Annotated in this window: 16 protein-coding genes; 11 read left to right on the plus strand and 5 right to left on the minus strand. The window is 70.1% G+C overall.

The window, feature by feature from the left end:
• Positions 1-13: 13 nt before the first annotated feature.
• Positions 14-2,101, minus strand: coding sequence for a M14 family zinc carboxypeptidase (locus ACTWNK_RS36795; protein ID WP_474309525.1), 2,088 nt, complete (start codon positions 2,099-2,101; stop codon positions 14-16).
• Positions 2,102-2,312: 211 nt separating this feature from the next.
• Here ACTWNK_RS36795 and ACTWNK_RS36800 point away from each other — a divergent pair, with 211 nt between their 5' ends.
• Positions 2,313-4,223 (plus strand): N-acetylmuramoyl-L-alanine amidase, encoded by a 1,911-nt coding sequence (locus ACTWNK_RS36800; RefSeq protein ID WP_474309526.1) that lies wholly within the window; start codon positions 2,313-2,315, stop codon positions 4,221-4,223.
• Positions 4,224-4,266: 43 nt separating this feature from the next.
• Here the strand turns inward: ACTWNK_RS36800 and ACTWNK_RS36805 are convergent, their stop codons facing one another.
• The 3 genes from ACTWNK_RS36805 to glgP form a co-directional block, all read right to left on the minus strand.
• Positions 4,267-5,775, minus strand: coding sequence for a glycoside hydrolase family 10-like protein (locus tag ACTWNK_RS36805; protein WP_474309527.1), 1,509 nt, complete (start codon positions 5,773-5,775; stop codon positions 4,267-4,269).
• Between the two features lie 69 nt (positions 5,776-5,844).
• Positions 5,845-6,726 carry a MurR/RpiR family transcriptional regulator gene (locus ACTWNK_RS36810; protein WP_474309528.1) on the minus strand — a complete coding sequence of 294 codons (882 nt, stop codon included), beginning with the start codon at positions 6,724-6,726 and terminating at the stop codon, positions 5,845-5,847.
• Positions 6,727-6,741: 15 nt separating this feature from the next.
• A complete protein-coding gene (gene glgP, locus ACTWNK_RS36815) occupies positions 6,742-9,324 on the minus strand; it encodes an alpha-glucan family phosphorylase (protein WP_474309529.1) in 2,583 nt (860 codons plus the stop codon).
• A 158-nt stretch (positions 9,325-9,482) separates the two neighbouring features.
• Here glgP and ACTWNK_RS36820 point away from each other — a divergent pair, with 158 nt between their 5' ends.
• The 5 genes from ACTWNK_RS36820 (at position 9,483) to ACTWNK_RS36840 (ending at position 16,509) form a co-directional block, all read left to right on the plus strand.
• Positions 9,483-11,528 (plus strand): alpha-1,4-glucan--maltose-1-phosphate maltosyltransferase, encoded by a 2,046-nt coding sequence (locus ACTWNK_RS36820; protein ID WP_474309530.1) that lies wholly within the window; start codon positions 9,483-9,485, stop codon positions 11,526-11,528.
• A gap of 31 nt (positions 11,529-11,559) precedes the next feature.
• On the plus strand, positions 11,560-13,257 hold the full coding sequence (treS, locus tag ACTWNK_RS36825) for a maltose alpha-D-glucosyltransferase (protein WP_474309531.1): 1,698 nt from the start codon (positions 11,560-11,562) through the stop codon (positions 13,255-13,257).
• 3 nt (positions 13,258-13,260) lie between these two features.
• Positions 13,261-14,586 carry a maltokinase N-terminal cap-like domain-containing protein gene (locus ACTWNK_RS36830; RefSeq protein ID WP_474309532.1) on the plus strand — a complete coding sequence of 442 codons (1,326 nt, stop codon included), beginning with the start codon at positions 13,261-13,263 and terminating at the stop codon, positions 14,584-14,586.
• 98 nt (positions 14,587-14,684) lie between these two features.
• Positions 14,685-15,341, plus strand: coding sequence for a hypothetical protein (locus ACTWNK_RS36835; protein ID WP_474309533.1), 657 nt, complete (start codon positions 14,685-14,687; stop codon positions 15,339-15,341).
• A 1-nt stretch (position 15,342) separates the two neighbouring features.
• Positions 15,343-16,509 (plus strand): copper amine oxidase, encoded by a 1,167-nt coding sequence (locus ACTWNK_RS36840; protein WP_474309534.1) that lies wholly within the window; start codon positions 15,343-15,345, stop codon positions 16,507-16,509.
• A gap of 23 nt (positions 16,510-16,532) precedes the next feature.
• Here ACTWNK_RS36840 and ACTWNK_RS36845 read toward each other — a convergent pair whose 3' ends face one another.
• Positions 16,533-17,219: a DUF4328 domain-containing protein gene (locus tag ACTWNK_RS36845; RefSeq protein ID WP_474309535.1), complete on the minus strand. Its 687-nt coding sequence runs from the start codon at positions 17,217-17,219 to the stop codon at positions 16,533-16,535.
• Positions 17,220-17,390: 171 nt separating this feature from the next.
• Here ACTWNK_RS36845 and glgB point away from each other — a divergent pair, with 171 nt between their 5' ends.
• From glgB to ACTWNK_RS36870, 5 genes are all read left to right on the plus strand, one after another.
• Positions 17,391-19,655, plus strand: coding sequence for a 1,4-alpha-glucan branching protein GlgB (glgB, locus tag ACTWNK_RS36850; protein WP_474311102.1), 2,265 nt, complete (start codon positions 17,391-17,393; stop codon positions 19,653-19,655).
• 135 nt (positions 19,656-19,790) lie between these two features.
• The gene (locus tag ACTWNK_RS36855; protein ID WP_474309536.1) at positions 19,791-21,083 is read left to right on the plus strand and encodes a hypothetical protein; all 1,293 of its coding nucleotides are present in this window, start codon (positions 19,791-19,793) and stop codon (positions 21,081-21,083) included.
• Positions 21,084-21,179: 96 nt separating this feature from the next.
• Positions 21,180-22,151, plus strand: a complete 972-nt coding sequence (locus ACTWNK_RS36860) for an FKBP-type peptidyl-prolyl cis-trans isomerase (RefSeq protein ID WP_474309537.1) — start codon at positions 21,180-21,182, stop codon at positions 22,149-22,151.
• A 133-nt stretch (positions 22,152-22,284) separates the two neighbouring features.
• Positions 22,285-23,928, plus strand: coding sequence for a glycosyl hydrolase family 18 protein (locus ACTWNK_RS36865; protein ID WP_474309538.1), 1,644 nt, complete (start codon positions 22,285-22,287; stop codon positions 23,926-23,928).
• Positions 23,929-24,105: 177 nt separating this feature from the next.
• Positions 24,106-25,896: a S8 family peptidase gene (locus ACTWNK_RS36870; protein WP_474309539.1), complete on the plus strand. Its 1,791-nt coding sequence runs from the start codon at positions 24,106-24,108 to the stop codon at positions 25,894-25,896.
• Positions 25,897-25,934 lie beyond the last annotated feature (38 nt).

The raw sequence follows: 25,934 nt of genomic DNA on the forward strand, positions 1-25,934 counted from the left end.
TCGGCGGCTGCCGCTAGTCGTGGCGGCCCTTGTCGCGGTAGTCGGCCGCGACGCCGATCAGCGAGATCAGGCCCGATGAGTACTCCATCGCCTCCTGGTGACCTTCGGCGAAGTCGGGCTGGAACCCGACGCCCTGCCAGGTCTTCGTCTCGGCGTTCCAGATGTCGCCGCCGACCTCGAAGTCCCAGCCGAAGATGCCGTGGTCGTACCAGAGTTCGTCGGCGGAGTTGCCCGCGGCCGAGTACAGCACGTCGGTCACGGGACCGGTCTGCTGCGGCCAGGTGACGGTGCCGCGCTCGGCCGCGATGGCCTGCTCGATCGTCCTGGCCGAGCGCAGGAAGTAGGCCTCCTGCTCGGCGGTCGGCCTGGGCAGAGCCACCCGGCCCTCCAGCTTGTAGGCGCCGGGCGGCCACATGAAGTACCCGCCGTAGCTGTGCACGTTCATCGCGAACTTGATGTTGCGGAAGGTCTTGGCCAGCCAGATGACGTTACGGCTCTCCGGCTCGGAGTGCTCGGCGGCGCCCGCGTAGTTGCCGCTCTGGCAGTTGGCCGAGGCGCCGAAGTACCCGTCGAACAGCGAGCCGACCGCGTAGTTGCGGTTGATGTCGACGCCCCAGGTGTTGCGCAGTCCCGGGTCGGCCTGTGCGGCCGGGCAGTGGTTGGTCATGTTCTTCCGCTGCAGGGCGAAGTCGTAGAAGCTGTAGTTGGCCCCGTCGGGGTTGACGGTCGGCACGATGAAGATGTCCGTGCGCTCCAGCAGCCTGCGCGTCGCCGGGTCGCGCTTGTAGTTGCGCAGCAGCCGCTCGGCCGTCTCGATCGTGACCAGCGGCGTCACCCACTCACGCGCGTGCTCCTGCGAGTAGGCCAGCACGCCGGTGCGCGAGCCGTCCCTGTGCACGCCGACCCGCAGCGCCAGCACCTGCGCGGGCGCCCTGGACACGCTGGCGGGCGCCTGCAGGAAGTCGCTCAGCCTGGTCAGCGCGACCGCCGCCACCACCCCGGCCCCCGCGTCCCCCCGGTACGGCGTCGCCGTCACCAGGGAACCGGCCGCCGTGTTGATCGCCGCGACGACCTGCGCCGCCGTGCTGACCACCGCGCCCGAGGCGTCGGTGCCGAGGCTCACCGAGATCGTCGTGCCGTTCACCGTGGCGGCGAGCGCACGGCCGGGCGCACCGGGGTCGACGAGTTCGACGCCCAGGCCGTTGCCCCCGGCCGAGCCGTACGCCTTGGAGGTCACCACGACGGCCGCGCCGGGCGGTGCGCCGATCAGGGCCTGGGCGTGGCGGCGGTAGCCGTTGGTGAGGTTCGGCAGTTTGACGAGGTTGGCCAGCTTGGGGAACTCCTTGGCCAGGGCCTTGATGCGCTCGTTGAGCTGGGCCGGAGGCATGTACTGGCTGATGAAGTCCTTCTGGTAGCCGGGCACGTTGCGGTCGGGCCGCTCGCCGTCGGGCCACTCCTTGACCTTGGCCTTGGCCTGGCCGCCCGCAGCCGAGGTCACGGTGACCCAGCGGGGGCGTCCCTCGACCGGGACGGGCACGGCGAACTGGTGGCCGAGGTAGGCGCCCGCGTCGGTGTAGGGCACCATCGTGACCTGGCCGGAGGTGTTGCCGGCTCCTGTCCACGCGGCCGTGAGCGCGGCCGGGGCGCCCGCGCTGCTGGTCGCCTCGACCGACAGGAACGTGCCGCCGCGCGCCTTGAACCAGACCGCGCGCTCGACAACGATCTTGTCCTTGTCTGCCGCAGCCTTGTCGGCCGTGGCCTTGGCGTCCGGAGGCGCGCTCGCCGTCACCGGCTGCGCGGAGGCGGGCACGACGCCGAGTGCGGCGAGCGCCGCCAGTTGCGTCGGGGTGAGCACGGCGTCGACCTGGACACTGCCGTCGGCCTGCGGCCTGATCCTCTCGGTGAGGTCGGCGCCATCGGCGACCAGCTTGTCCAGGGTGGCCGCGTCGGGCACGGAGAGCGTGACGACGGAGGCGCTCTCGGGTGTCGGCGGCGCGCCCGGCACGGCCGCGGGGACCGCGGCGGGCGCACCGGGCGCGGTGGACAGGATCGTGGTGACGGCTACGGCGATGACAACGGCGGACGCACGTAAGCCACGCATCGGCTCCTCCTAGATCGACGTCTGGAGATCATTCAAAGCCGGGATGACAAATCGGGCAACAGGTTGTCAGGGGTGAGCTTTCACCAATCCGTGATACCGGCGCATTATGGATCACCCTGCCGATGAAGAAAGTCTTCGCATAGATCTCCACAGAGAAGGAAAATGTTGAGAGGCTGGCGGGCGTCCGCACCCCCAGTCAAGGAGCGTGTCCATGCGCCGAGTGCTGACGGCGTTCGCCGTCGTGTTGGCCGTCGCGACCCCAGCGCCGGCCCAGGCCGATCCAGGAGACAGACAGCAGGACTTCGCGCGGGCCGCCGAGGCCTACCGGGTCCCGCCGAGCGTGCTCATGGGCGTCTCCTATCTGCAGTCGCGCTGGGACGCCCACGCCGGAAGGCCCAGCACGTCGGCGGGCTTCGGCCCCATGCACCTCACCGACGCCGTGCCGTACCTGGACCTCGGCCTGCCCGGCGGCCACCACGAGGAGGACCCCAGGGGCGACGAGTCCAGGCCCGTGCCGACGCAGCAGGGCGGGACGGCGCCGGGCGCGGTGCCGGTGGGGCTGCGGACGCTGGAGCGTGCCGCCGAGCTCACGGGCAGCGACCGGCAGGAGTTGCGCACCGACCCGGCGGCCAACATCAGGGGCGGCGCCGCCCTGCTGGCCGACTACCAGAAGGCGCTCGGCGCGCCGCTGAGCGACGACCCCGCCCAGTGGTACGGCGCGGTGGCCAGGTACTCGGGAGCCACCGAGGCCGACGCCGCCAGGTTCTTCGCCGACGAGGTCTACGCCACGATCAGAGCGGGCGCCTCCCGCACGACCGACGACGGCGGCCGGGTGACGCTCACCGCGATCCCCGGTGTCGCCGGGATCGAGAGCCGGCTGGAGCGGCTCGGCCTGCGCGAGCGGCGCAGGGACGGCGTGGAGTGCCCGGCCTCGATCTCGTGCGAGTGGATACCGGCCACCCAGGCCGAACTGCCGGGCGGCGGCTACGGCAACTTCGACACCTCCGAGCGCCCGAGGAACCAGAAGGTCGACTACATCGTCGTGCACGACATGGAGGGCTACTTCCGCCCCTCCATCGACCTGGTGCTGAACCCGGCCAGGGCGGCGAGCTGGCACTACTCGGTGCGATCGGGCGACGGGCACATCGCCCAGCACATCAGGACCAAGGACGTCGGCTGGCACGCGGGCAACTGGTACGTCAACGCCAAGGCGATCGGCATCGAGCACGAGGGCTTCCTGGCCGAAGGCGGCGCCTGGTACACCGAGGCGATGTATCGCACCTCGGCCAAACTGGTGCGCTACCTGGCGCTCAAACACCTCGTCCCGCTGGACCGGGCGCACATCCTCGGCCACGACAACGTGCCGGGCACCCTGCCGTCCACCGTGCGCGGTATGCACGAGGACCCCGGGCCCTTCTGGGACTGGGCGCACTACTTCGACCTGCTGGGCGCGCCGCTGCGGGCGTTCGGCGGGCCGCACGCGGGGTCGGTGATGATCAGGCCGGACTTCGCCTCGAACCGGCCCTACTTCTACGGCTGCGACCGCGCCGCGCCCGAGGCCGCCTGCCCGCCGCTGAGCGCCTCGACCGTGTGGCTGCGCACCGAGCCGCGCGCCGACGCCCCGCTGGTCAAGGACCTCGGCAAACGCCCGAACGGCGACTCCCTCTACAGCGTCTACGACCACAGCGCCAGGGCGAGCACCGGCCAGAGATACGCCGTGGCCGGGCGGGAAGGCGACTGGACGGCCGTCTGGTACCTCGGCCAGAAGGCCTGGTTCCACAACCCGGCCGCCTCCCCCACGGCCGTGCCCTCGCTCGGCCTGGTCGTCACCCCGAAGCCCGGCCTCACCTCCGTGCCGGTGTACGGCAGGGCCTACCCGGAACGCGAGGCCTATCCCGAGGGCGTGCCGTACCAGGCGATCACGCCGCTGGACATGTACGTGTTCGCGGCCGGGCAGAAGTACACGCTGGGCGCGGTCCAGGCCGGTGAGTACTACCGGGCCACGAGCATCGACCCCTCGACCCACCAGGTCGTACGCGGCGGGCTCAGGTACTACCAGATCCAGTTCGGCCATCGCGTGATGTTCGTCAAGGCCGACGACGTCACGGTGTCGTTCGCCTGACCCCGGGCGGGGAGGGGCCGTGCGCACGGCCCCTCCCTCAAGGTCAGAACGCCTTGCGGCTCTGGCTCAGGCGGCTCTCCCTGTTGGCCGCGTCGACGGCGCTGACACGGTAGACGTCGCCCTTCTTGCCTTCGGGGTCGGTCCAGGTCACCAGGCGCCTGGCGACGGGCAGGGTGGCCACCAGCTCCTCGCCCCGGTACACCGCCAGCAGGCGGGGCAGCTCGCGCCCGGTCAGCACGGCGTGCAGTTCCACCCCGCCTCTGTCGCGATGGGCGTAGGCCAGGGCCGGGCGCTGCGGCTTGGGCCCGTTCGCGAGCCTGGGCAGCACGGGGACCAGTGCCGGACGCCGGTAGTGCTCGCCCGCCGCGGTCGAGATCGAGGCGACCCGGTCGGCCCGCACGTCGCCCGCGCTGAACCAGATGTCGCCGGTGATCTCGGGATGGGCCCGGTTGAGCGTGAGATGGCTGGACAGCTCGCCCGGCTGCTGCCACTGCGGCGCCTGGGCCGGGTCGCCCGCCTTGTAGGCGGCCTGCCCGATCCACAGCAGCACGTCGCTGCCCGAGGTCTGCTGCGACCACCACGGCACGAGCTTGCCGTAGTCGGCCGGGGGCTGGCCGATGTACCAGTACAGCTGCGGCGCGATGTAGTCCAGCCAGCCCTTCTTGATCCAGCCGCGCGTGTCGGCGTGCAGCGCGTCGTAGGACTGCGAGCCGTTGGTGTCGGAGCCCAGCGGGTCGGTGCCCTTGTTGCGCCAGATGCCCGAAGGGCTGATGCCCCAGGCGATCTCCGGCTTGACCGCGAGCACACGCTGCTGCATCTCCTTGACCATCTGGTCGACGTTGTCTCGCCGCCAGGCCGCCAGGTCGGGGAAGCCCGCCCCGTGCGCGGCGTAGGCGGCGCTGTCGTCGAAGGCCGTGGAGTTGGTCGGATAGAAGTAGTCGTCGAAGTGCAGGCCGTCGATGTCGTAACGCTTGATGGCGTCGATCATGGCGTCCTGGCAGAACACCCTGACCTCGGGGATGCCCGGGTTGTAGTAGAGCTTGCCGCCGAAGGCCACCAGCCAGTCGGGGTGCCTGCGGCCGGGGTGGTCGGGATGCAGCTTGGCCGGGTCCGGCTGCATGGAGACCCGGTAGGGGTTGAACCACGCGTGGAAGCCGAGCCCACGCCTGTGCGTCTCGGCGACCGCGAAACCGAGCGGGTCGTAGCCGGGGTCCTGGCCCTGCGTGCCGGTCAGGTACTGCGACCACGGCTCGTACGGCGAGGGCCAGAACGCGTCGGCGGTCGGCCTGATCTGCACGAAGACGGAGTTGAGCCTGCGCGCCTGCGCGAGGTCGAGCCAGGCGACGTACTCCGCCTTCTGCTCGGCCACACTGAGGCCGGGCTTCGACGGCCAGTTGATATTGAGAACCGACGCGATCCACATGCCGCGCATCTGACGCTGCGCGGTGGGGAGTGCGGACTCGGCCATGGCCGGGGACGTGCCCACGGCGCTAGGTACGGCGACCGCGGCTGCGGCGAGTCCGGTCAGGAAGGTGCGGCGGCCAACGTCCATGGAGGACCTCCTCGACGGGGGATATGGCGGCAATTGTTGCCGAAAAACCCGTCCAGGTGAAGATTTCTTTCACTTCCTTCTGGTGAACTCCTCCACGGCCTTGCGTGTGCGCTGCAGCGCCTCCTGCGAGGAGTCGAAGGTGCGCTGCGCCACGCCGACGAACACACAGTCGACGACCACGAGCTGACTGATCCGGCTGGCGAGCGCCCCCGGGCGGAACTCGGTCTCCCTGCCTGCGGAAATGAGCACGTGCTCGGCCAGTTCGGCCAGCCGCGAGCGCGGGTTGTTGGTGATCGCCACCGTCGTCGCGCCCGCCGCACCGGCCTGGCGCAGCGGCTCCAGCACGTCGGGCGTCTCCCCCGACGTGCTGACGCCGAGCGCCACGTCGCCGGGCTTCAGCAGCACGGCACTGGTCAGCGCGAGGTGGGCGTCGGGGAAGGAGTGGCTGGAGATGCCGATCCGCAGCAGCTTCTGCGCCATGTCGGTGGCGACGAGCCCGGAGGCACCGAGCCCGTAGACGTCGACGCGCCTGGCCTGGCTGATCGCCTCGACGACCAGGCCGAGCCGTTCGGAGGTGAGCTGGGCGACGGTGTCGTTGATCGCCTCCGACTCGGCCCTGGCCACCTTCTGGATGACCTCCGACAGGGGGTCGTCAGGCGCCAGGTCGCCCGGCACCAGCCGGTCCGGCTGGGCCGCGGCGGCGGCGAGCGCCAGGCGCAGCTGCGGGTAACCGGGGAAGCCGAGCAGCCGCGCGGTGCGGACGATCGTCGCTTCACTGGTCCCCGAGGCGGCTGACAGCTCGGTGATGGTGCTCCTCGCGACCGTCGCCGGGTCTTCGAGGATCAGGCGGGCCACGGTCTGGGCTGCCGGCGTCAGCGACGGCAGGACCCCTCGAACCGTGGCCACGAGAGTGTCGGCCCGGGGACCGTTCCTGTCGTCCACGATCCCCATTATGCGACCCGATATCTAGCGAAGTGTGCCGTTGGTCATACCTGCGGGCTCTTCGGGGACGACGACCAGTCCCAGTTCGGCGGGCGCCGTCATCAGCGGGTGGTACGGAACCACCCTGACCGTGTAGCCGAACGCGCCCGTGCGCTCCAGCGGCACCGAGCCCGCGAAGTGCGCCCTGCCGTCGTCGGCGCTGCCGACCAGGTCGAGGGTGAGGTAGGACGGGCTCAGCAACTCGTCGTGCTGGCCCACCCTGCCGTAGGCCGCCTGGACCCGCAGGTCGGCCGGGTCGAGCTCGCCCAGCGCGATCGTCGCCCGCACGTCCAGCGCCGCGCCCACCTCGGGCGTGTCGCCGATCCCCGACGCCTCCACGTGCTCCACCCGCACGCCCGGCCACGCCTTGGCCAGGCGCAGCTTCCAGGCGGCGAACGCCTTGGCCTGGGCGTGACCGCCCGCCGACAGCGCCCTGGCCGACTCGGCGGCGGGCGTGTAGAGGTCCATGACGTAGTCGCGCAACATCCGGCCCGCCAGCACCTTGGGGCCGAGCGAGGTCAGCGTGTGCCTGACCATCTCCAGCCAGCGCCTCGGCAGGCCGTCGGCCGCGCGGTCGTAGAAGCGGTCGGAGACCTCGTGCTCGATGAGGTCGTAGAGGGCTGCGGCCTCCAGCTCGTCACGCCGGTCGGGATCGGTGACGCCGTCGGCGGTGGGAATGGCCCAGCCGTTGGTGCCGTCGTACCACTCGTCCCACCAGCCGTCGCGGATCGACAGGTTGAGCCCGCCGTTGAGCGCGGCCTTCATCCCGGAGGTGCCGCACGCCTCCAGCGGGCGCAGCGGGTTGTTCATCCAGACGTCGCAGCCCTGGACCAGGAGCTGGCCGAGCGCCATGTCGTAGTCGGGCAGGAACACGATGCGGTGGCGCACGTCCTCGGCGTCGGCGAAGGCGACGATCTGCTGGATCAGCTTCTTGCCGCCCTCGTCGGCCGGGTGCGCCTTGCCCGCGATGACGATCTGCACGGGCTTGTCGGGGTCCAGCAGCAGGGCCTTGAGCCGGTCCTCGTCGCACAGCATGAGCGTGAGCCGCTTGTAGGACGGCACCCGCCTGGCGAAGCCGATCGTCAGCACGTCGGGGTCGAGCGCGTCCTCGACCCAGCCGAGCTCGGCCGCCGAGGCGCCCCTGTCCTGCCAGGCCTTGCGCAGCCGCACGCGGGCGGCCTCGACCAGGCGGCGGCGCAGCCTGCCCCTGATCGCCCAGACGTCGGTGTCCGGGATCTTGCGTACGTCGTCCCAGCCCTGCGCCTTCTCCACCAGCGAGGGCAGCTCGCGCCCGGCCAGCTCCATGATCTCGCGACCGACCCAGGTGGGCGCGTGCACGCCGTTGGTGATCGAGCCGATCGGGATCTCCTCCAGGCCGAAGCCGGGCCACAGCCGCTGGAACATCTCGCGGCTGACCCTGCCGTGCAGCTCGGACACGCCGTTGACGCGCTGGGCCAGGCGCATGCCCATCGCCGCCATGTTGAAGCGGGAGGGGTCCTCCTCGGCGCCCAGGGCCAGCACGCGCTCGACCGGCACGGTGGGCCAGGCGTTGTCGCCGCCGAAGTGCCGCTCGATCATCTCCCTGGGGAAGCGGTCGATGCCCGCGGGGACCGGCGTGTGGGTGGTGAAGACCGTGCCCGCCCTGACCGCCTCGATGGCCTCGTCGAACGACAGCCTGGCCTCGGTCAGCTCGCGGATGCGCTCGACGCCGAGAAAGCCCGCATGGCCCTCGTTGGTGTGGAAGACCTCGGGCTCGGCGTGGCCGGTGATGCGGCAGTACGCCCTGATCGCCCGGACGCCGCCGATGCCGAGCAGCAGTTCCTGCAGCAGTCTGTGGTCGCCGCCCCCGCCGTACAGGCGGTCGGTCACGTCGCGGGCGGCGGTGTCGTTGTCGGCCACGTCGGAGTCGAGCAGCAGCAGCGGCACCCTGCCGACCTGGGCCACCCAGATCTGGGCGTGCAGCGCACGCTGTTCGGGCAGGCTGATGCGCACCCGCACCGGCCTGCCGTCGGCCTCTTTGAGCAGGGTCAGCGGCAGGCCGCCAGGGTCGAGCGAGGGGTAGTGCTCCAGCTGCCAGCCCTCGGGCGAGAGCGACTGGGTGAAGTAGCCGTGGCGATAGAGCAGGCCGACGGCGAGGATCGGGACGCCGAGGTCGCTGGCCGCCTTGAGATGGTCGCCGGCCAGGATGCCGAGACCGCCCGAGTACTGCGGGAGCGCGGCGGCGATGCCGTACTCGGGTGAGAAGTAGGCGACGGCCGCGGCCGGCTCGGGCAGGGTCTGGTACCAGCGGGGCGCGGTCATGTAGTCGCGCAGATCGTCGGCCGCGTCGGCGAGGCGGCGCAGGAAGCGCCGATCGGCGGCCAGTTCACGCAGTCTGGCGGGGTCGACGGCGCCGAGAAGGGCCACGGGGTCGTGCCCCACCTGCTCCCAGATCACCGGGTCGACCTCGGCGAACAGGTCGAGTGTCTCGGGATGCCAGGACCATCGGAGGTTGTGTACGAGCTCGCCTAGTGCGGCCAGCTCCGCGGGAAGGACGGTGCGGACGGTGAACCTGCGAATGGCTCTCACGCCTTCCGACCTTAGCGCGTGGGCCGGAGTGCACCGCCTTTCCCCTGACGGGTATGAAGATGGACTATTGGGGCACCTCCCAGATGTGCCCGATGCCAGTTCTCTTGCCGAGCCGAGATCTGACGGCGCTCACCTGCCGTCCTGAACTTAGAGATGCGATGATCGGACGAATTCCTGTTTTCGATGTCCAGCCTGTCGTCGACTGCGGGCAGTGGCCCGCCAAAGCCGTGGCCGGGGAGAGTTTCGACATCACCGCCACCGTGTTCCGCGAAGGGCACGACGCCGTGGCCGCCGGAGTGGTGCTGACCGGCCCCGACGGGGTGCGCGGGCCGCTGCGGGCCATGCGCGAGCTCGGTCAGGGCACCGATCGCTGGGGGGTCACCGTCAGCCTGCCCGACGAGGGCGACTGGAGCTTCCGCGTCGAGGCGTGGAGCGATCCGCTCGGCACGTGGCTGCACGACGCGGAGATCAAGATCCCGCGCGGCATGGACGTGGACCTCATGTGCGAGGAGGGCGCCAGACTGTTCGAGCGTGCGGCCAAGGCCGTGCGCCCGGCCGACTGCGCCCATCTGGAACGGCGGGCCAAGGGCACGGTGTGCGGGCACAGGGCCGCCCTGCTCGGCGTCGCGGCCAAGCTGCGCGAGGAGGAGCTCGACCCCCGGGCCAGGCTCTCGATCGCCCAACTGCCCGAGACCCAGGCGCTGCTGGCCGCCCATCCCCTGCGCGACCTGCTGACCAGGGCCAAGGCCCAGCGCGTGCGGGTCGACAGGCGAAGGGCGCTGTTCGGCTCCTGGTACGAGTTCTTCCCCAGGTCCGAAGGCGCCGTCGTGGACGAGCACGGCGTCACCAGGTCGGGCACCTTCCAGACCTCGGCCGCCCGCCTGCCCGCCGTGTCGCGGATGGGCTTCGACGTCGTCTACCTGCCGCCGATCCATCCGATCGGCACCATGTTCCGCAAGGGCCGCAACAACACGCTCACCCCCGACGCGCACGACCCCGGCTCACCGTGGGCGATCGGCTCGGAGGACGGCGGGCACGACGCGGTGCATCCCGATCTCGGGACGATCGACGACTTCGACGCCTTCGTCGCCCGCGCCCGTGAGCTGGGCCTGGAGGTCGCCCTCGACTTCGCGCTGCAGTGCGCGCCCGACCACCCGTGGGTCAAGGAGCACCCCGAGTGGTTCCACATCCGCGCCGACGGCTCGATCGCCTACGCGGAGAACCCGCCGAAGAAGTACCAGGACATCTATCCGCTGAACTTCGACACCGACCCCGAGGGGCTCTACACCGAGATCCGCCGGGTGCTGCGGCACTGGATGGACCACGGCGTGCGCATCTTCCGCGTGGACAACCCGCACACCAAGCCGGTGAACTTCTGGGAACGGCTGCTGGCCGACATCCATGCGACCGATCCCGACGTGATCTTCCTGGCCGAGGCGTTCACCCGTCCGGCCATGATGTCCACCCTGGCGAAGATCGGCTATCACCAGTCGTACACGTATTACACGTGGAAGAACGGCAAGAGCGATGTCGAGTCGTATCTGCACGAGTTGTCGGCCGTCACCTCGGCGTTCCTGCGGCCGAACCTGTTCGTCAACACGCCCGACATCCTGCACGACTACCTTCAGCAGGGCGGTCTGCCCGCCTTCAGGATCAGGGCCGTGCTGGCCGCGATGGCGTCGCCGACGTGGGGGGTGTACGCGGGGTACGAACTTGGCGAGAACATTGCCGTTCGCCCTGGTAGCGAGGAATACCTTGATAGTGAGAAATATCAGTACAAGCCGCGTGACTGGGTGGCCGCCGAGCGCGAAGGGCGCAGTCTGGCGCCGTTCATCACCCAGCTGAATTTGTTCAGAAGAGCCCATCCCGCACTCCAGGAGTTGCGTAACCTACGGTTCCACAACGTCAGCCACCCGGACATGGTCTGTTTCTCCAAACGCCTGCCGGGCGCCTACGACGCCGCCACACGACGCCACGCACTCGGCGACGTCGTGGTGACGGTCGTCAATCTCGATCCACACCACACCCACGAGGCCACGGTCGAGCTCGATCTGCCCGCACTCGGTCTGGACTGGAATGCCGAGTTCGTCGTCGACGACGAACTCTCCGGCGAGTCCTACCGCTGGCGGCAGAGCAACTACGTGCGTCTCGACCCCCATATCCATCCGGCCCACATTCTCACCGTCAGGGCGGGACACCGGTAGGCAAGGCAGCTCACAGCGGGGAGTAGAAGCGGTGACCTCCACACCCATTCCGAACACCTTCGACGACGACAAGCCACGCGATCCGCACTGGTACAAGCGGGCTGTCTTCTACGAGGTGCTCATCCGTGGCTTCGCCGACTCCAACGGCGACGGCACAGGGGACATCAAGGGCCTGATCGGCAGGCTGGACTATCTCCAGTGGCTCGGCGTGGACTGCCTCTGGCTGCTCCCGCTGTATGAGTCGCCGCTGCGGGACGGCGGCTACGACATCGCCGACTTCATGAAGATCCTGCCCGACTTCGGGGACCTCGGGGACTTCGTCAAGCTGGTCGAGGAGGCACACAAACGCGGCATGCGCGTCATCGCCGACCTGGTGATGAACCACACCAGCGACCAGCACCCGTGGTTCCAGGCCTCACGTCACGACCCCGAGGGGCCGTTCGGCGACTTCTACGTCTGGCACGACACCGACGAGCGCTACCCGGACGCGCGGATCATCTTCGTCGACACCGAGACCTCCAACTGGTCCTACGACCCGGTGCGCGGGCAGTACTACTGGCATCGCTTCTTCCACCACCAGCCGGACCTCAACTACGAGAACCCGCAGGTGCAGGATGCGATGCTGGAGGTGCTGAGGTTCTGGCTCGACCTCGGCATCGACGGGTTCCGCATGGACGCCATCCCCTACCTGTTCGAGGAGGAGGGCACCAACTGCGAGAACCTGCCGCGCACCCACGCCTATCTCAAGCGGGTGCGCGCCGAGGTGGACCGGCTCTACCCGGACCGCGTGCTGCTGGCCGAGGCCAACCAGTGGCCCTCCGACGTGGTGCAGTACTTCGGCGAGCCGGTCGGCGGCGGCGACGAGTGCCACATGGCCTTCCACTTCCCGCTGATGCCGCGCATCTTCATGGCCGTGCGCAGGGAGTCGCGCTACCCGATCTCGGAGATCATGGCCCAGACGCCGAAGATCCCCGAGAACTGCCAGTGGGGCATCTTCCTGCGCAACCACGACGAGCTGACGCTGGAGATGGTCACCGACGAAGAGCGCGACTACATGTGGTCGGAGTACGCCAAGGACCCGAGGATGCGGGCCAATGTCGGCATCCGCCGCCGCCTGGCGCCCCTGCTGGAGAACGACCGCAACCAGATCGAGCTGTTCACCGCCCTGCTGCTGTCGCTGCCCGGCTCGCCGGTGCTCTACTACGGCGACGAGATCGGCATGGGCGACAACATCTGGCTCGGCGACCGCGACGGCGTGCGCACGCCGATGCAGTGGACGCCCGACCGCAACGCCGGGTTCTCCGAGTGCGACCCCGGCCGGCTCTACCTTCCGACGATCATGGACCCGATCTACGGCTACCAGGCGATCAATGTCGAGGCTCAGCAGAAGAACGCGGGCTCGCTCCTGCACTGGACCAGGCGCATGATCGAGATCCGCAAGCGCCATCCGGTGTTCGGCCTCGGCGAGTACATCGAGCTGAACTCCTCCAACCCGAGCGTGCTGGCCTTCGTCCGCGAGCTGGGCGACGATCGCATGCTCTGCGTCAACAACCTCTCGCGCTTCCCCCAGCCGGTGGAGCTGGACCTGCGCAGATTCGACGGAGTCGCCCCCGTGGAGACCATGGGCGGAGTGCCATTTCCGGCAATTGGCGAACTTCCGTATCTTTTGACGCTTCCTGGGCATGGGTTCTATTGGTTCACCCTCCCACCGCGCCCCCAGGAGGAGTAAGACGTGCTGGAAGAGCTCCTTGCCGTATGGATCGCCCACCAGCGCTGGTTCGGCGGCAAGGGGCGCCCGATCGACGAGTTGTCGATCGCGGCGGAGCTCCCCTTCGGCGCCCACGCCAGGCACCTGCTGCTGGCCGTACGCCAGAACGGCACGACCGATCTGTATCAACTCCTGCTCGGCTACCGGGCCGACCTGCCCGAGCGCCTCAAACACGCCTTCATCGGGATCCATGACGGCGCCCACGTCTACGACGCGGTGCACGACCCGGACCTGACGGGGCGCCTGCTCGAAACCATGACCCCGGCGCCCGGCGCCGTCCTGGACACCTCGCTGCGCAGCATGGTCCTGGGCGCCGAGCAGTCCAACACCTCCCTCGTGTACGGCGACGCCTACATCTGCAAGCTGTTTCGCCGTGTCGTGCCGGGGGTGAACCCCGAGGTGGAGATCGTCACCGCCCTGGCGGCGCGCGGCGCCCGGCACATCGCCGAGCCGTACGGGTGGATCTCGGCCGAGGTCCAGGGGCAGGAGACCACGCTCGCCTTCGCCCAGCGCTTCCTCGGCAATGCCAACGACGGCTGGGACCTGGCCCTGGCCTCGGTACGCGACCTGTTCGGCCGGCCGACCGTGCCGCGCTCGGACGCCCCTGAGCCCGCACCCGCCGAGCTCGCCTCGGCCGCCGGAGGCGACTTCGCCGCCGAGGCCAAACGGCTCGGTACGGCGACGGCCCACGTGCACAAGGAGCTGGCCTCGGCCTTCCCCTCGGGGGTGGTGGAGCCGCGCGAGGTCAAACGCATGCTGGAGGGGTTCAGGCGCAGGCTGGGCAGGGCGCTGGCCGAGGTGCCCGAGCTCGCGCCGCACGCGGCCGTGGCCGAGGCCGCCTTCCAGCGCGTGGAGGACATGCCGGGCGAGGTGCCCGTGCAGCGGGTGCACGGCGACTACCACCTCGGGCAGGTCATGCGCACGCCGACCGGCTGGGTGGTGCTCGACTTCGAGGGCGAGCCGGGCCAGCCGCTGGCCGAGCGCAGGGCGCCGTCATCGCCGCTGCGTGACGTGGCGGGCATGATGCGCTCGTTCGACTACGCGGCCGGGCACCTGCTGGCCGACCACGACGACACCGGCGAGCGCGCCGAGCTCGAACCCAGGGCCAGGGCGTGGGCCCGGCGCAACAAGGGCGCCTTCCTCGACGGGTACGCCGAGGGCGGCTGCCCGGTCAGCGAGCACGAGCAGGCCCTGCTGCGCGCCTTCGAGCTGGACAAGGCGATCTACGAGGTCGTCTACGAGGCCCGCAACCGCCCGGCCTGGCTGCCGATCCCGCTGGCGGCCTTCTGAGCCCCGCCTTTGCCCCCCGTCCGGCGCGTTGTACCACGATCACATGGCCGGAAGATTACTCTTCGCTTACAGAGATGAGCGAAGAGTAAGGAGAGCGGATGCGGCGAGGACCCGTGCTCGCGGTCGCGGCGGTGGGAGCCGTGGCCATGGCGGGCACGTTCATGTTGTGGTCGACAGCGAGGGAGGCGCCGAAAGCCGCGGGGACCGTCCAGGCCGCCCCGGCGCCCGGCGACCCGCTGACGGCCGAGGAGATCGACAGGGCCGGTGACATCGCCTCGGCGCCGCCCGCCGGCGAGTCGTCGAGCACGGCCGAGCTGCTCTACGTGGAACGCGACGACGACAAGGCGACCGAGGACACCCGCAGGGCCGAGGCCTACCTCTACGACTACACCACCGACGAGGTCGTGGTCAGGACCGTCGACCTGGCGGCGGGCAAGGTCGTGCAGGAGAGCAGGGGCAAGGGCGCGCAGCCGCCGCCGTCGAAGAAGGAGGAGCTGCGCGCGGGCGAACTCCTGCTCGCCGATCCCAAGCTCGGCAAGGGCGTGCGGGCCGAGTACGAGAAGGCGGCGGGCCGCGAGCTGAGGTCGGCCGCCGACCTGAACCTGCGCGGCCTCATCTACGCCGCCGAGAGCGGCCCCTGCCGTGAGCACCGTTGCGTGCGGCTGTTCGTCAGGCTGCCCGACGGCCGATTCCTCGACACCAGCCGTATCGTCCTCGACCTGTCCGCCAAGAAGGTCCACACCCTGGAGTGGTGACGTGTTCCTCCGCCTTGCCACGGCCGTGACCCTCGCGGCCGCCCCCCTCACCGTCCCCGCCGTCCTGCCCGCACCCGCCGCCGCCGTCGCCGCGCCCGCCAGGCCGTGCAGCTCGCCGTACCGCATCGACGAGACGCTGCCCAACGGAGCGCGATGGCAGATGTGCTGGGAGATGCGGACGATCGAGGGGCTGACCCTGACCAAGGTCGTCTACACGCCCAAGGACAATCCGTCGATCAGTGTGCTGCGCAGCACCGCGCTGGCGCAGATCCACGTGCCCTACGACAGCGGCGAGCCGCGCTACCACGACATCGGCTCGCTGGGCGGCGCCGTGCTCGCGCTGACCGAGGCCGACTGCCCCGGCGGCGAACGGCGCGGGCCGAACGTCTGCGTGACCACCAGGCCGCGCGGGCACGCCTATCTGAAGGACGGATTCGGCGATCCCGCCGAGTATCGGACGGCCCAGGGCAGGGAGCTCGTGGTGCTGGCCGCCTACCAGGTCGGCTGGTACACCTACGTCTCGGAGTGGGTCTTCGGCGACGACGGCTCGCTCACCCCGCGCGTGGGCGCGACCGGCTCGCTGGCCGGGACCACGACGGCGCCCAAGCACGGCTGGCCGATCGGCGTCGGCCGCACGCACTTCGAGGAGAGCCACAGCCACAACATCTTCTGGCGCCTCGACTTCGACATCCAGGGCAAGAAGAACGACGTCGTCGAGCAGTACGACTTCACCGGCTCGGGCACCAAGAAGCGCAACCTGGTGCGCACGGCGTTCGCCAGGGAGACCAAGGCGCTCAACAGCCCGATGCGCTGGTGGCGTGTGGTCGACTCCGAGGTGCGCAACGCCGACAGGCACCCGGTGTCCTGGGAGATCAACAACGCCGCCAGCAGCCGCTACCGAGGGCCCAAGAGCGAGAAGTTCACCCACTCCGACCTCTTCGTCACCCAGTACCGCGCCTGCGAGCGGCTGGCCACCTACAACTCGGCGCCCGGCTGCAAGGAGTCCGTCGACGCCTACGCGGGCAAGGAGAAGCTGAAGGACCCGGTGCTCTGGGTGAACGTCGGCTTCCACCACGTCGCCAGGGACGAGGACGCCGACCCGATGCCGGTGCACTGGCAGGGCTTCCACATCACCCCGCGTGACGTGACGGCCAAGAACCCCTACTGAGTACGGCGGAGCCCGGCGTGCGCTCACTCCTCGGTGGTGAGTGCGCGCCGCTCCTCCTGCATGGCGGTGATACGCCGTACGACCGCGACGGCGAGCACGCCCGCCACCGCACTGAGTGCGAACCCGCACAGATGGACGACGGCGAGCATGCGCGGTGACGCCGTCTCCTCCTCGACGTACACCGCCGAGACGAACATCGGTCCCCACTGGCTCAGCAGCCAGAACAGCCACCACCACGCCACCAGCCCGGTGCCCGGCTCGGTGCGGTAGTCGTCGACCCGATGCCCGGGCCTGGACCCGGCCAGGGCGTCCGCGACGATCTGCACGGGGAACCACAGGTTCACCACCGGGACGAACCACGAGCCGATCACCCAGCCGGCAGAGTGCCGCTGACGCGGGCGCGGAGTGATCACCTCGGCATTGGCCCTGGCCCGGTACAGCCATGCGATGAACCTGACGCCCGCGAGAATCAGCACGAGGCCCTGGGCGTACAAGGCCACCAGGTAGCCGCGCGGCGCGTCGGCGTCCGAATCCGTCAGGCCGGGCAACAGCACGCCGTACACCGCGACCACCGCCTCCAGGGCCAGCTCCAGCGCGATGAGAACGACGACGATCACGGCATGCCTGGCGATCGGCCTGACGACACCGGGAACGGACGGGCCCTCCAGGTGCATGAAGGAACCACCAAGGGAGTGCTCGGGCTGGGACATGGGGGTGCTGACTCCTGCGACAAAGATCACAAATGTAGGAGTGAGTATCTCCGATCTCCCACACCCTCGAAAGCGGATATCCAGGTCAGCTCACTTTTCACGCTATGAACCGTGATAGCGGACAGCCGATGGGTTGGAAGCGATATCTAGGGCAGGCTAGAGGACATGCCGATGCCTAACGAGCTCGACCGCCTGTCCGGCGGCGCACACCATGACCCGCATGCGATCCTCGGCGCGCACCCCGCGCAGGACGGCGTGACGTTCAGGGCGTTGCGCCCGATGGCCGAGCGGGTCACGGTCGTGATCGGCGACGACAGGCACACGTTGCGGCACGTGGCACACGGTGTGTTCGAGGTGACGGTGCCCGGCCTGGACAAGGTGCCCGACTACCACTACGAGATCGTGCACGGCGGGGCCGAGCCCTATGTGTTCAGGGACCCCTACCGGCATTGGCCCACGCTGGGCGAGGTGGACCTGCACCTCATCGGCGAGGGCAGGCACGAGCGGCTGTGGGAGGTGCTCGGCGCCAGGACACTGCGGCACGAGGAGAGCGAGGGCACCGCGTTCGCCGTGTGGGCGCCCAACGCCCGGGGCATCCGGGTGATCGGCGACTTCAACCACTGGGACGGCGTCGGCCATCCCATGCGCTCGCTCGGCAGGTCCGGCGTGTGGGAGCTGTTCGTGCCCGGCGTCGGAGACGGCGAGCGGTACAAGTACCAGGTGCTCGGCGCCGACGGCGTCTGGCGGGACAAGGCCGACCCGATGGCCAGGAGGACCGAGGTGCCGCCACTGACGGCCTCGATCGTCGAGCGTTCCGGCTACGCCTGGCGGGACGACGTCTGGATGGCCGAGCGCGCCGAACACCCCGCGCAGGCCGCTCCGATGAGCACCTACGAGGTGCACCTGGGGTCGTGGCGGCCCGGCCTGTCCTATCTGGAGCTGGCCGAGGAGCTCACCGCCTATGTGGTCGGGATGGGCTTCACGCACGTGGAGTTCATGCCGGTGGCCGAGCATCCCTTCGGCGGCTCGTGGGGGTACCAGGTGACCTCCTACTACGCGCCGACCTCGCGTTTCGGCACGCCGGACGAGTTCAGGCACCTGGTCGACCGGCTGCACGGGGCCGGGATCGGCGTGCTGCTCGACTGGGTGCCCGCGCACTTCCCCATGGACGAGTGGGCGCTGGCGCGCTTCGACGGCACGCCGCTCTACGAGCACGCGGACCCGGCACGCGGCGAGCATCCCGACTGGGGCACCTACGTCTTCGACTTCGGCCGCAGAGAGGTACGCAACTTCCTGGTGGCCAACGCGCTGTACTGGATGAAGGAGTTCCACGTCGACGGCCTGCGGGTGGACGCCGTCGCCTCGATGCTCTACCTGGACTACTCGCGCCGTGAGGGCGAGTGGACGCCCAACGTGCACGGCGGCAGGGAGAACCTCGACGCGGTGGAGTTCCTCAAGGAGATGAACGCCCTGTGCTACCGCGAGGCGCCGGGCATCTCCACCGTGGCCGAGGAGTCGACGGCATGGCCGGGGGTGTCGCGGCCGGTGCATCTGGGCGGGCTCGGCTTCGGCTTCAAGTGGAACATGGGCTGGATGCACGACACCCTCGCCTATCTCAAGCACGAGCCGGTCTTCAGGCAGTTCCACCATCACCAGGCGACGTTCTCCCTGATGTACGCCTATTCGGAGAACTTCGTCCTGCCGCTCTCCCACGACGAGGTCGTGCACGGCAAGGGCTCGCTGCTGGGCAAGATGCCCGGCGACGAGTGGGCGCGATTCGCCGGGCTGAGGGCGCTCTTCGCCTACATGTGGGCCCATCCCGGCAAGCAGCTGCTGTTCATGGGCGGGGAGTTCGGCCAGGGCTCGGAATGGTCGGAGGAGCGCGGCCTCGACTGGTGGGTGCTCGACTTCGACGGCCACAAGGGCGTGCAGCGCCTGGTACGCGACCTCAACCGCGTCTACCGCGACACCCCGGCCCTGTGGGAGCTCGACACCTCCCCCGACGGCTTCCGCTGGATCGACGCCGACGACGCGCAGGGCAACACCCTGTCGTTCCTGCGCCGGGCCGCCGACGGCTCGACCCTGGCCTGCGTGGTGAACTTCTCCGGCGCCCCGCACGAGGACTACCGCATCGGCCTGCCGTACGGCGGGCAGTGGCGTGAGGTGATCAATACCGACGCCTACGACTACGCCGGGAGCGGGGTGGGCAATCTCGGTGCGGTCGAGGCGGTGGCGCAGTCGTGGCACGGCCTGCCGTACTCGGCCCGGCTCCGGGTGCCGCCGCTGGGGGCGGTGTGGCTGAGCGGGCCGGCGCCGCTGGCCGAGGTCGACGTTCCGGCCGTGGAGCTGTCCACCTTGCTCGCCGAGGCGGACGTTCCCGTGCCGCCGCCGGTGATCGTGGCCTCGCCTGACGATCCGGTCGCCGAACCCGCCTGACCTGCGGGAACCAGTGAGACATTTTAGAGATCGCTGACAACAGGCGACGCTCCCTAGCACTCCTTTTCGGACATAGAGCAGATGTCCATTCATCGATGGACGATTCTCTCGAATTCAAGAAGGAGAACTTCCTCAATGCGAGGTCGTCATATTCTGGGGCGCTCTGCCGTCCTGACCGCCGCGACCGCGGCCGGTCTCCTCTTCGCCGTGGTGCCGTCGGCCAACGCCGAGAACGCGCCCGGCGAGCGCCGCGTCGACCCGACCGACGTCTCCAACTGGGGCACGGTCATGAAGGACGCCGGCTGTGTGCAGGCCAACTCGTGGATCGCCAGGGTCAAGGGCCTCGCGGGCGCGGTGAACACCGCCCTGTTCGAGGCGCACTTCCCCGAGACCGGTCAGGCCAAGTCGAGCGCGGGCGGCGACGGGATCATCAAGCTCGGCTTCCCGGTCAACATCCCGCTGGTGCCCAAGCTGGACTTCGGCCAGGCATCGGCGCTCTACAGCCGCTCGGTCGGCAACGCCACGCCGACCGACGACACCTTCACCAAGAACACGCCGCTGCCCTGCGGCGCGTACTCGGTCGCGGGCGGCGCCTCCTTCGACGTCGGCCTGCCCAGCCTCAACCCGCTGGACAACCTGCCGAGCCTGTCGAGCATCGGCGGCTCGATCAAGGACGGGCTGAGCAGCCTCAACCCGTTCGGCCGTGAGGCCGCGGCCGGGCTGGCCGACAGCTCGCCCTTCCGGGTGAAGGCCGAGGCCATCGAGGTCTCCGCGGTGTCCAAGCCCGGTCAGCCCGTCGCCTTCCGCGGCAAGTTCGGCAACCCGAGCGTCTCGGTGCTCGGCGTCAAGCTCAAGGTGCCCGCCGACTGGCCGACGAACTTCGGCATCGACCTGTCGAGCCCGATCGGCACGCTCGGCATCGCCACCACCAACGAGCAGGTCACCACCAACCCCGACGGCACCGGCACGCTGGACGCCAACAAGAACTACCGCTACGACCCCAACGCGGGCAGCGGCTACATCAACGCCGCCCACGCCAGCATCCTGGGCACCATGGCCGCCGACGTCACCGTCGGCCACGCGGCCGTCCTGAACACCACCCCCGTCAAGGGCAGCGGCACCGGTACGGGCACCGGGACCGGAACTGGCACGGGCACGGGGACCGGCACCGGAACTGGTACGGGCACCGGCACTGGTACAGGCACGGGCACGGGCACCGGCACCGGCACTGGTACAGGCACGGGCACGGGCACCGGCACCGGCACGCAGACCTGGACCTGGACGCTGACCGGTCCGGCGGGCGCCACGCCGCCCTCGCTGTGCGGCTGCTGCGGCGGCGGCTCGGTGAAGCCCGTGGTCGACCCGGCCCTGCCGCCGTGCGTGGTCGAGGAGCCCGACGTCGACGCGACCCCGTCGCGCAGGGGCTGAGTCATTCCGAGGGGCGCGGGCACGATCCCGCGCCCCTCACCCCGTCCACCTCCCTTCCACACCTGTCTTCATCACAGAACGAGCGAAACCAGAACGATGCGTCACCTCAGTCCCGTGCGCCCGGCGTGCGCCGCGCGCCATGTCCGTACCGCCCTGCTGTCCGTCCTCTCGCTGGTCCTCGTGCTGCCGACCGCCGGTTGCGCGCAGCGGGCCGCCCCGGCGTTCGCCGCACTGCCGATCGTCTCCGGGGAGTTCGGTGTCAAGCCCGCCGTACGCATCCCGGCGGGCAGGCCGGACCCCGAGCCCAAGGTCGAGGTGCTGCGCGAGGGCACCGGACCGGTCACCGAACGCGGCCAGGTCGTCATCACCCATGCCGAGATCCGCGTGTGGAACGGCAACCGCGCCTACCTCAACACCTACGACACGCTGCAGCCGACCACGGCGGTGCTCGACGGCGCCCACGTCTCGCAGACCTGGAGCGAGGCCCTGCTCGGCAGGCGCGCGGGCAGCCGTGTCCTGCTCGTCACGCCCGCGACGAAGGGCTTCGGCCCGTACGGCATGGCCCCGGCGGGCACCAATCCGGGCGACACCCTGGTGATCGTCTTCGACATCCTCGGCGGGTACCAGCCCTTCGCCAGGGTGGAGGCGCCGCCGTTCCCCGGTGACGCCAGGCTGCCCGCCGTCTCGGGAACGGTCCCGCTCGCCACCCGCTTCCCGCACCGCGGGCCCGAGCGTCTGACGGCCCAGGTGCTGCGCGCCGGATCGGGCGCCGTGGTACGCCCCGGAGCGACGGTCGTCGTGCAGTACGTCACCACGCCGTGGGGTGCGACCAAGCCGACCGACGCCTCCTACGCGCGGGGCGGGCCGACCGGGTTCATCCTTCGTCAGGAGAGCGCGCTGCCCGGCTGGGTGGAGGGACTGAGCGGCGTGCGGAGCGGCAGCCGGGTGGCGCTGGCCGTACCTGAGCGGCTGAGCAGGGGTTTCAGGGGAACATCGGGCGGCGTGCTGGCACCGAGACGGAGCGCGGCCTTCTATGTGGTCGACGTGCTCGACGTCCAAGGGCCTTAATGGCGACTTAAAGGGGACTTAACCAGGAGCCCGCCCGTTGACCGCGCGACGGAGCGCGATCTACGCTCCACCTAACTAATAGGAAACTTTCCTATTAGCACGGGGGTTGGTAAGAATCTGACCTGGAGCGTTCATGCGTCGACGACTAACCATTGGTTCCCTCATCGCCACATCGGCCCTTCTCATCGGTTTCGGCACGTCCGCCACGGCGGCCACGCCCACGACCGCGAGCTACACCGTGGACGCCAACTGGGGCTCCGGCTTCCAGGGCAGCGTCACGGTCAAGGCGGGTTCGAGCGCGATCAGCAGCTGGAAGGTCGAGTTCGACCTCCCGGCGGGTACCTCGATCAGCTCCGCATGGGACGCCACCATGACCAAGAGCGGCCAGCACTACACGTTCGACAACAAGGGCTGGAACGGCGCTCTGGCGGCGGGCGCGACGGTCAAGTTCGGCTTCATGGGTGCGCCCGGCGCCCCGGCCACGCTGACCAACTGCACGGTGAACGGCGCCTCCTGCGACGGCGGCAGCCAGCCGAGCCCCTCCCCCTCGGTGACGCCGACCGTCACCCCCACGCCCACGGTCACCCCGACCGTGACGCCCACGCCGACCGTCACCCCCACGGTCACCCCGACTCCGACCGTCACGCCGACGGGCAACGGCGGCAAGAAGATCGTCGGCTACTTCACCAACTGGGGCGTCTACGGCCGCAACTTCCACGTGAAGAACCTGGTCAGCAACGGCTCGGCGGCCAAGCTCACGCACATCCTCTACGCCTTCGGCAACGTCCAGGGCGGCCAGTGCACGATCTCCGACAGCTACGCCGACTACGACAAGGCCTACGGTGCGGCCGACAGCGTCGACGGCAAGGCCGACACCTGGGACACCGGCGCCCTGCGCGGCAACTTCGGCCAGCTCCGCAGGCTGAAGGCGATGTACCCCGGCCTCAAGGTGATCTTCTCCTTCGGCGGCTGGACCTACTCGGGCGGCTTCACGCAGGCGGCGGCCAACCCCACGGCGTTCGCCAACTCCTGCTACAACCTGGTCGAGGACCCGCGCTGGGCCGATGTGTTCGACGGCATCGACATCGACTGGGAGTACCCCAACGCCTGCGGCCTGACCTGTGACACCAGCGGTCGCGCCGCGTTCAAGAACCTCATGCAGGCGCTGCGTGCGAAGTTCGGCGCGAACAACCTGGTGACCGCGGCCATCACCGCCGACGGAACCTCGGGCGGCAAGATCGACGCCGCCGACTACGAGGGCGCCGCGCAGTACGTCGACTTCTACATGCCGATGACCTACGACTACTTCGGCGCCTGGAACAAGAACGGCCCGACCGCGCCGAACGCCCCGCTCACCTCCTACACCGGTATCCCGATCTCCGGCTACTACGGTGACGCGGCCATCCAGAACCTCAAGGGCAAGGGCATCCCGGCCGGCAAGCTGCTGCTCGGCATCGGCTTCTACGGCCGCGGCTGGACCGGCGTGACCCAGGCCGCGCCCGGCGGCACCGCGACCGGCGCCGCGCCCGGCACCTACGAGGCCGGCATCGAGGACTACAAGGTCCTCAAGACCAAGTGCCCGGCCACCGGCACCATCGCGGGCACGGCCTACGGCTACTGCAACGGCGAGTGGTGGGGCTTCGACACCCCCGCGACCATCGGCGGCAAGATGACCTACGCCAAGAACCAGAACCTGGCCGGCGCCTTCTTCTGGGAGACCAGCGGCGACACCACCAATGGCGAGCTGATCACCGCCATCCACAACGGGCTCAACTGACCCACACGACCGGTACGGCAGGCGGCTCAGTCGGGGAGTCGCCTGCCGTACCCGTTTTCCTGTGAATTCACAGCCCGCTCTGTGATCACCCGAAATATCGTCCTAAACTCCGAGATCAATCCCCTCGGAGGACGTGTGCGCGTACGACGACTGCTCGTCTGTTCGGTCCTGTTGGCCATGATCCCCTTCGGCCCCGCGTACGCCGATCCCGCCGAGCCGCCGTCGGCCAAGCTCGAACCCGGTCTCGCCGTCGGGCAGGGCGTGGTCCGGGCGATCGTCGAGGTCGCCGAGCCCGCGCAGGCCGCACCCGTCGCCACGGACGCCGAGGTGCCCGTGGTGCTCCAGGCCGACCGGCAGTCGTTCATCGTGGTGCAGGGCACCGCCGAAGAGCTGGCCGACCTCGCCGCCGACCCGCGCGTCACCTCCGTACGCAGGGACAGGGCCTACCCGCCGACGCTGACCGAGAGCCTCAAGGTGATCGGCGCCGACCGCGCGCACGCCGAAGGCCGCACCGGGAGCGGAGCCGTCGTCGCCGTGCTCGACACCGGCATCGACCGCGACCACCCCGCCTTCGCCGGCCGGATCGTCGACGAGGCCTGCTTCTCCGCGGCAGACCCGGGCGTCACCTCGCTGTGCCCGAACGGCCTGCCGACCCAGACCGGAGCCGGAGCGGCCGACGCCGAGACGCCCGCCTGCCTGCTCGACCAGGTCAACCTGTGCGAGCACGGCAGCCACGTCGCCGGGATCGTCGCGGGCGTGGCGCCGGGCGCCGGGATCGTCGCCGTCCAGGTGTTCAGCAGGGTCGACGACGCCGAGACCTGCTCGGGCGAGTCCTCGTGCCTGCTGGCGTTCGAGTCGTCGCTGCTGCTGGCGCTGGACCACGTCGCCTCGCTCACCGCGACCAGGCCGATCGTCGCCCTCAACCTCAGCCTCGGCGGCATGCCCTCGGAGGTCGCCTGCGACGACTCCGAGGAGGGCGCCGTGCTCAAGCCGAAGCTCGACGACCTGCTGGCCAGAGGCGTCGCCACCGTGGCCGCCGCGGGCAACGAATACGTGCAGGGCGCCTCCTATCCCGGCTGCGTCTCCACCGCCGTGACCGTCGGCGCCACCGGTGACGACGACGTGATCGCCGAATGGTCCAACAGCGGGCCGCTGCTCGATCTGTTCGCGCCCGGCGTCGACATCGAGTCCGCCATGCCCGGCGGCGGCACCGCCGTGCACAGCGGCACCTCGATGGCCGCACCGCATGTCGCCGGCGCCCTGGCCCTGCTGCGCTCGGCCCTGCCCGGCACACCGGTCGCCGGGCTGGTCGACCTGCTCAAGGCCAAGGGCAGGCCGATCGGGTACCAGGGGGTCAGCACGCCACGCCTGGACGTGCACGCCGCGCTGACCGGTGCCGAGCCGCAGCCCGGCGTGAGCGGTGCTCCGGCGCCGACGCCGTCGAGCGGTCCCTCGCCCGCGCCGCGGCAGCCGGACCAGCCGCAGGTGCCCGTACCGCTGCCCACGGTGACGATCACCGTCACGGTCACCGCGCCCGCCCCCGCCACCGCCGCCACGCCCGCCGTGTGCACCCGGGCGGCGAACGGCAGGCGCATGACGGCCGCCCAGTGGGCCGTGGAGATCACCCGGGGCAAGGGCGTCCTGTCCGACGCCACCCTGACCTGCTACCTGCGCCTGGCCCAGAAGGCGAGCAAGGTCTTCCCCGAGGTCGTCAAGGCGGGCACGCTCGGCACCGCGTACCGCGTGCTCAGGGCGCAGGACAAGAGCCCGCGTGCGAAGCTGGACAGCGCCCTGCTGACCGCCTGGCTGAACTGGGCGCACGGCGCGCTCTCCACCACGGCGAAGGGCGAGGGCGCAGCGACCGTGCGGGCGCTCCTCACCGACGCCGAGAACCGCAGGCTCAGCGCCAAGGCCACATCGGCCCAGCTCAAGGCCGCCGCCCAGCGCGTCGCCCGGAACACCGGCTGACCGGGACCGAACACCGGGAGGAGTCGTCGCTTAGGGTG

The organism is Nonomuraea sp. IBHARD001 (assembly GCF_056106265.1).

Coding starts and splice junctions, on each gene's coding strand:
- ACTWNK_RS36835 (WP_474309533.1), top strand. CDS start 14,685: ATGCGGCGAGGACCCGTGCTCGCGGTCGCGGCGGTGGGAGCCGTGGCC.
- ACTWNK_RS36870 (WP_474309539.1), top strand. CDS start 24,106: ATGATCCCCTTCGGCCCCGCGTACGCCGATCCCGCCGAGCCGCCGTCG.
- glgB (WP_474311102.1), top strand. CDS start 17,391: ATGCCTAACGAGCTCGACCGCCTGTCCGGCGGCGCACACCATGACCCG.
- ACTWNK_RS36855 (WP_474309536.1), top strand. CDS start 19,791: ATGCGAGGTCGTCATATTCTGGGGCGCTCTGCCGTCCTGACCGCCGCG.
- ACTWNK_RS36800 (WP_474309526.1), top strand. CDS start 2,313: ATGCGCCGAGTGCTGACGGCGTTCGCCGTCGTGTTGGCCGTCGCGACC.
- ACTWNK_RS36795 (WP_474309525.1), bottom strand. CDS start 2,101: ATGCGTGGCTTACGTGCGTCCGCCGTTGTCATCGCCGTAGCCGTCACC.
- ACTWNK_RS36845 (WP_474309535.1), bottom strand. CDS start 17,219: ATGTCCCAGCCCGAGCACTCCCTTGGTGGTTCCTTCATGCACCTGGAG.
- ACTWNK_RS36860 (WP_474309537.1), top strand. CDS start 21,180: ATGCGTCACCTCAGTCCCGTGCGCCCGGCGTGCGCCGCGCGCCATGTC.
- ACTWNK_RS36865 (WP_474309538.1), top strand. CDS start 22,285: ATGCGTCGACGACTAACCATTGGTTCCCTCATCGCCACATCGGCCCTT.
- ACTWNK_RS36805 (WP_474309527.1), bottom strand. CDS start 5,775: ATGGACGTTGGCCGCCGCACCTTCCTGACCGGACTCGCCGCAGCCGCG.
- ACTWNK_RS36810 (WP_474309528.1), bottom strand. CDS start 6,726: ATGGGGATCGTGGACGACAGGAACGGTCCCCGGGCCGACACTCTCGTG.
- ACTWNK_RS36820 (WP_474309530.1), top strand. CDS start 9,483: ATGATCGGACGAATTCCTGTTTTCGATGTCCAGCCTGTCGTCGACTGC.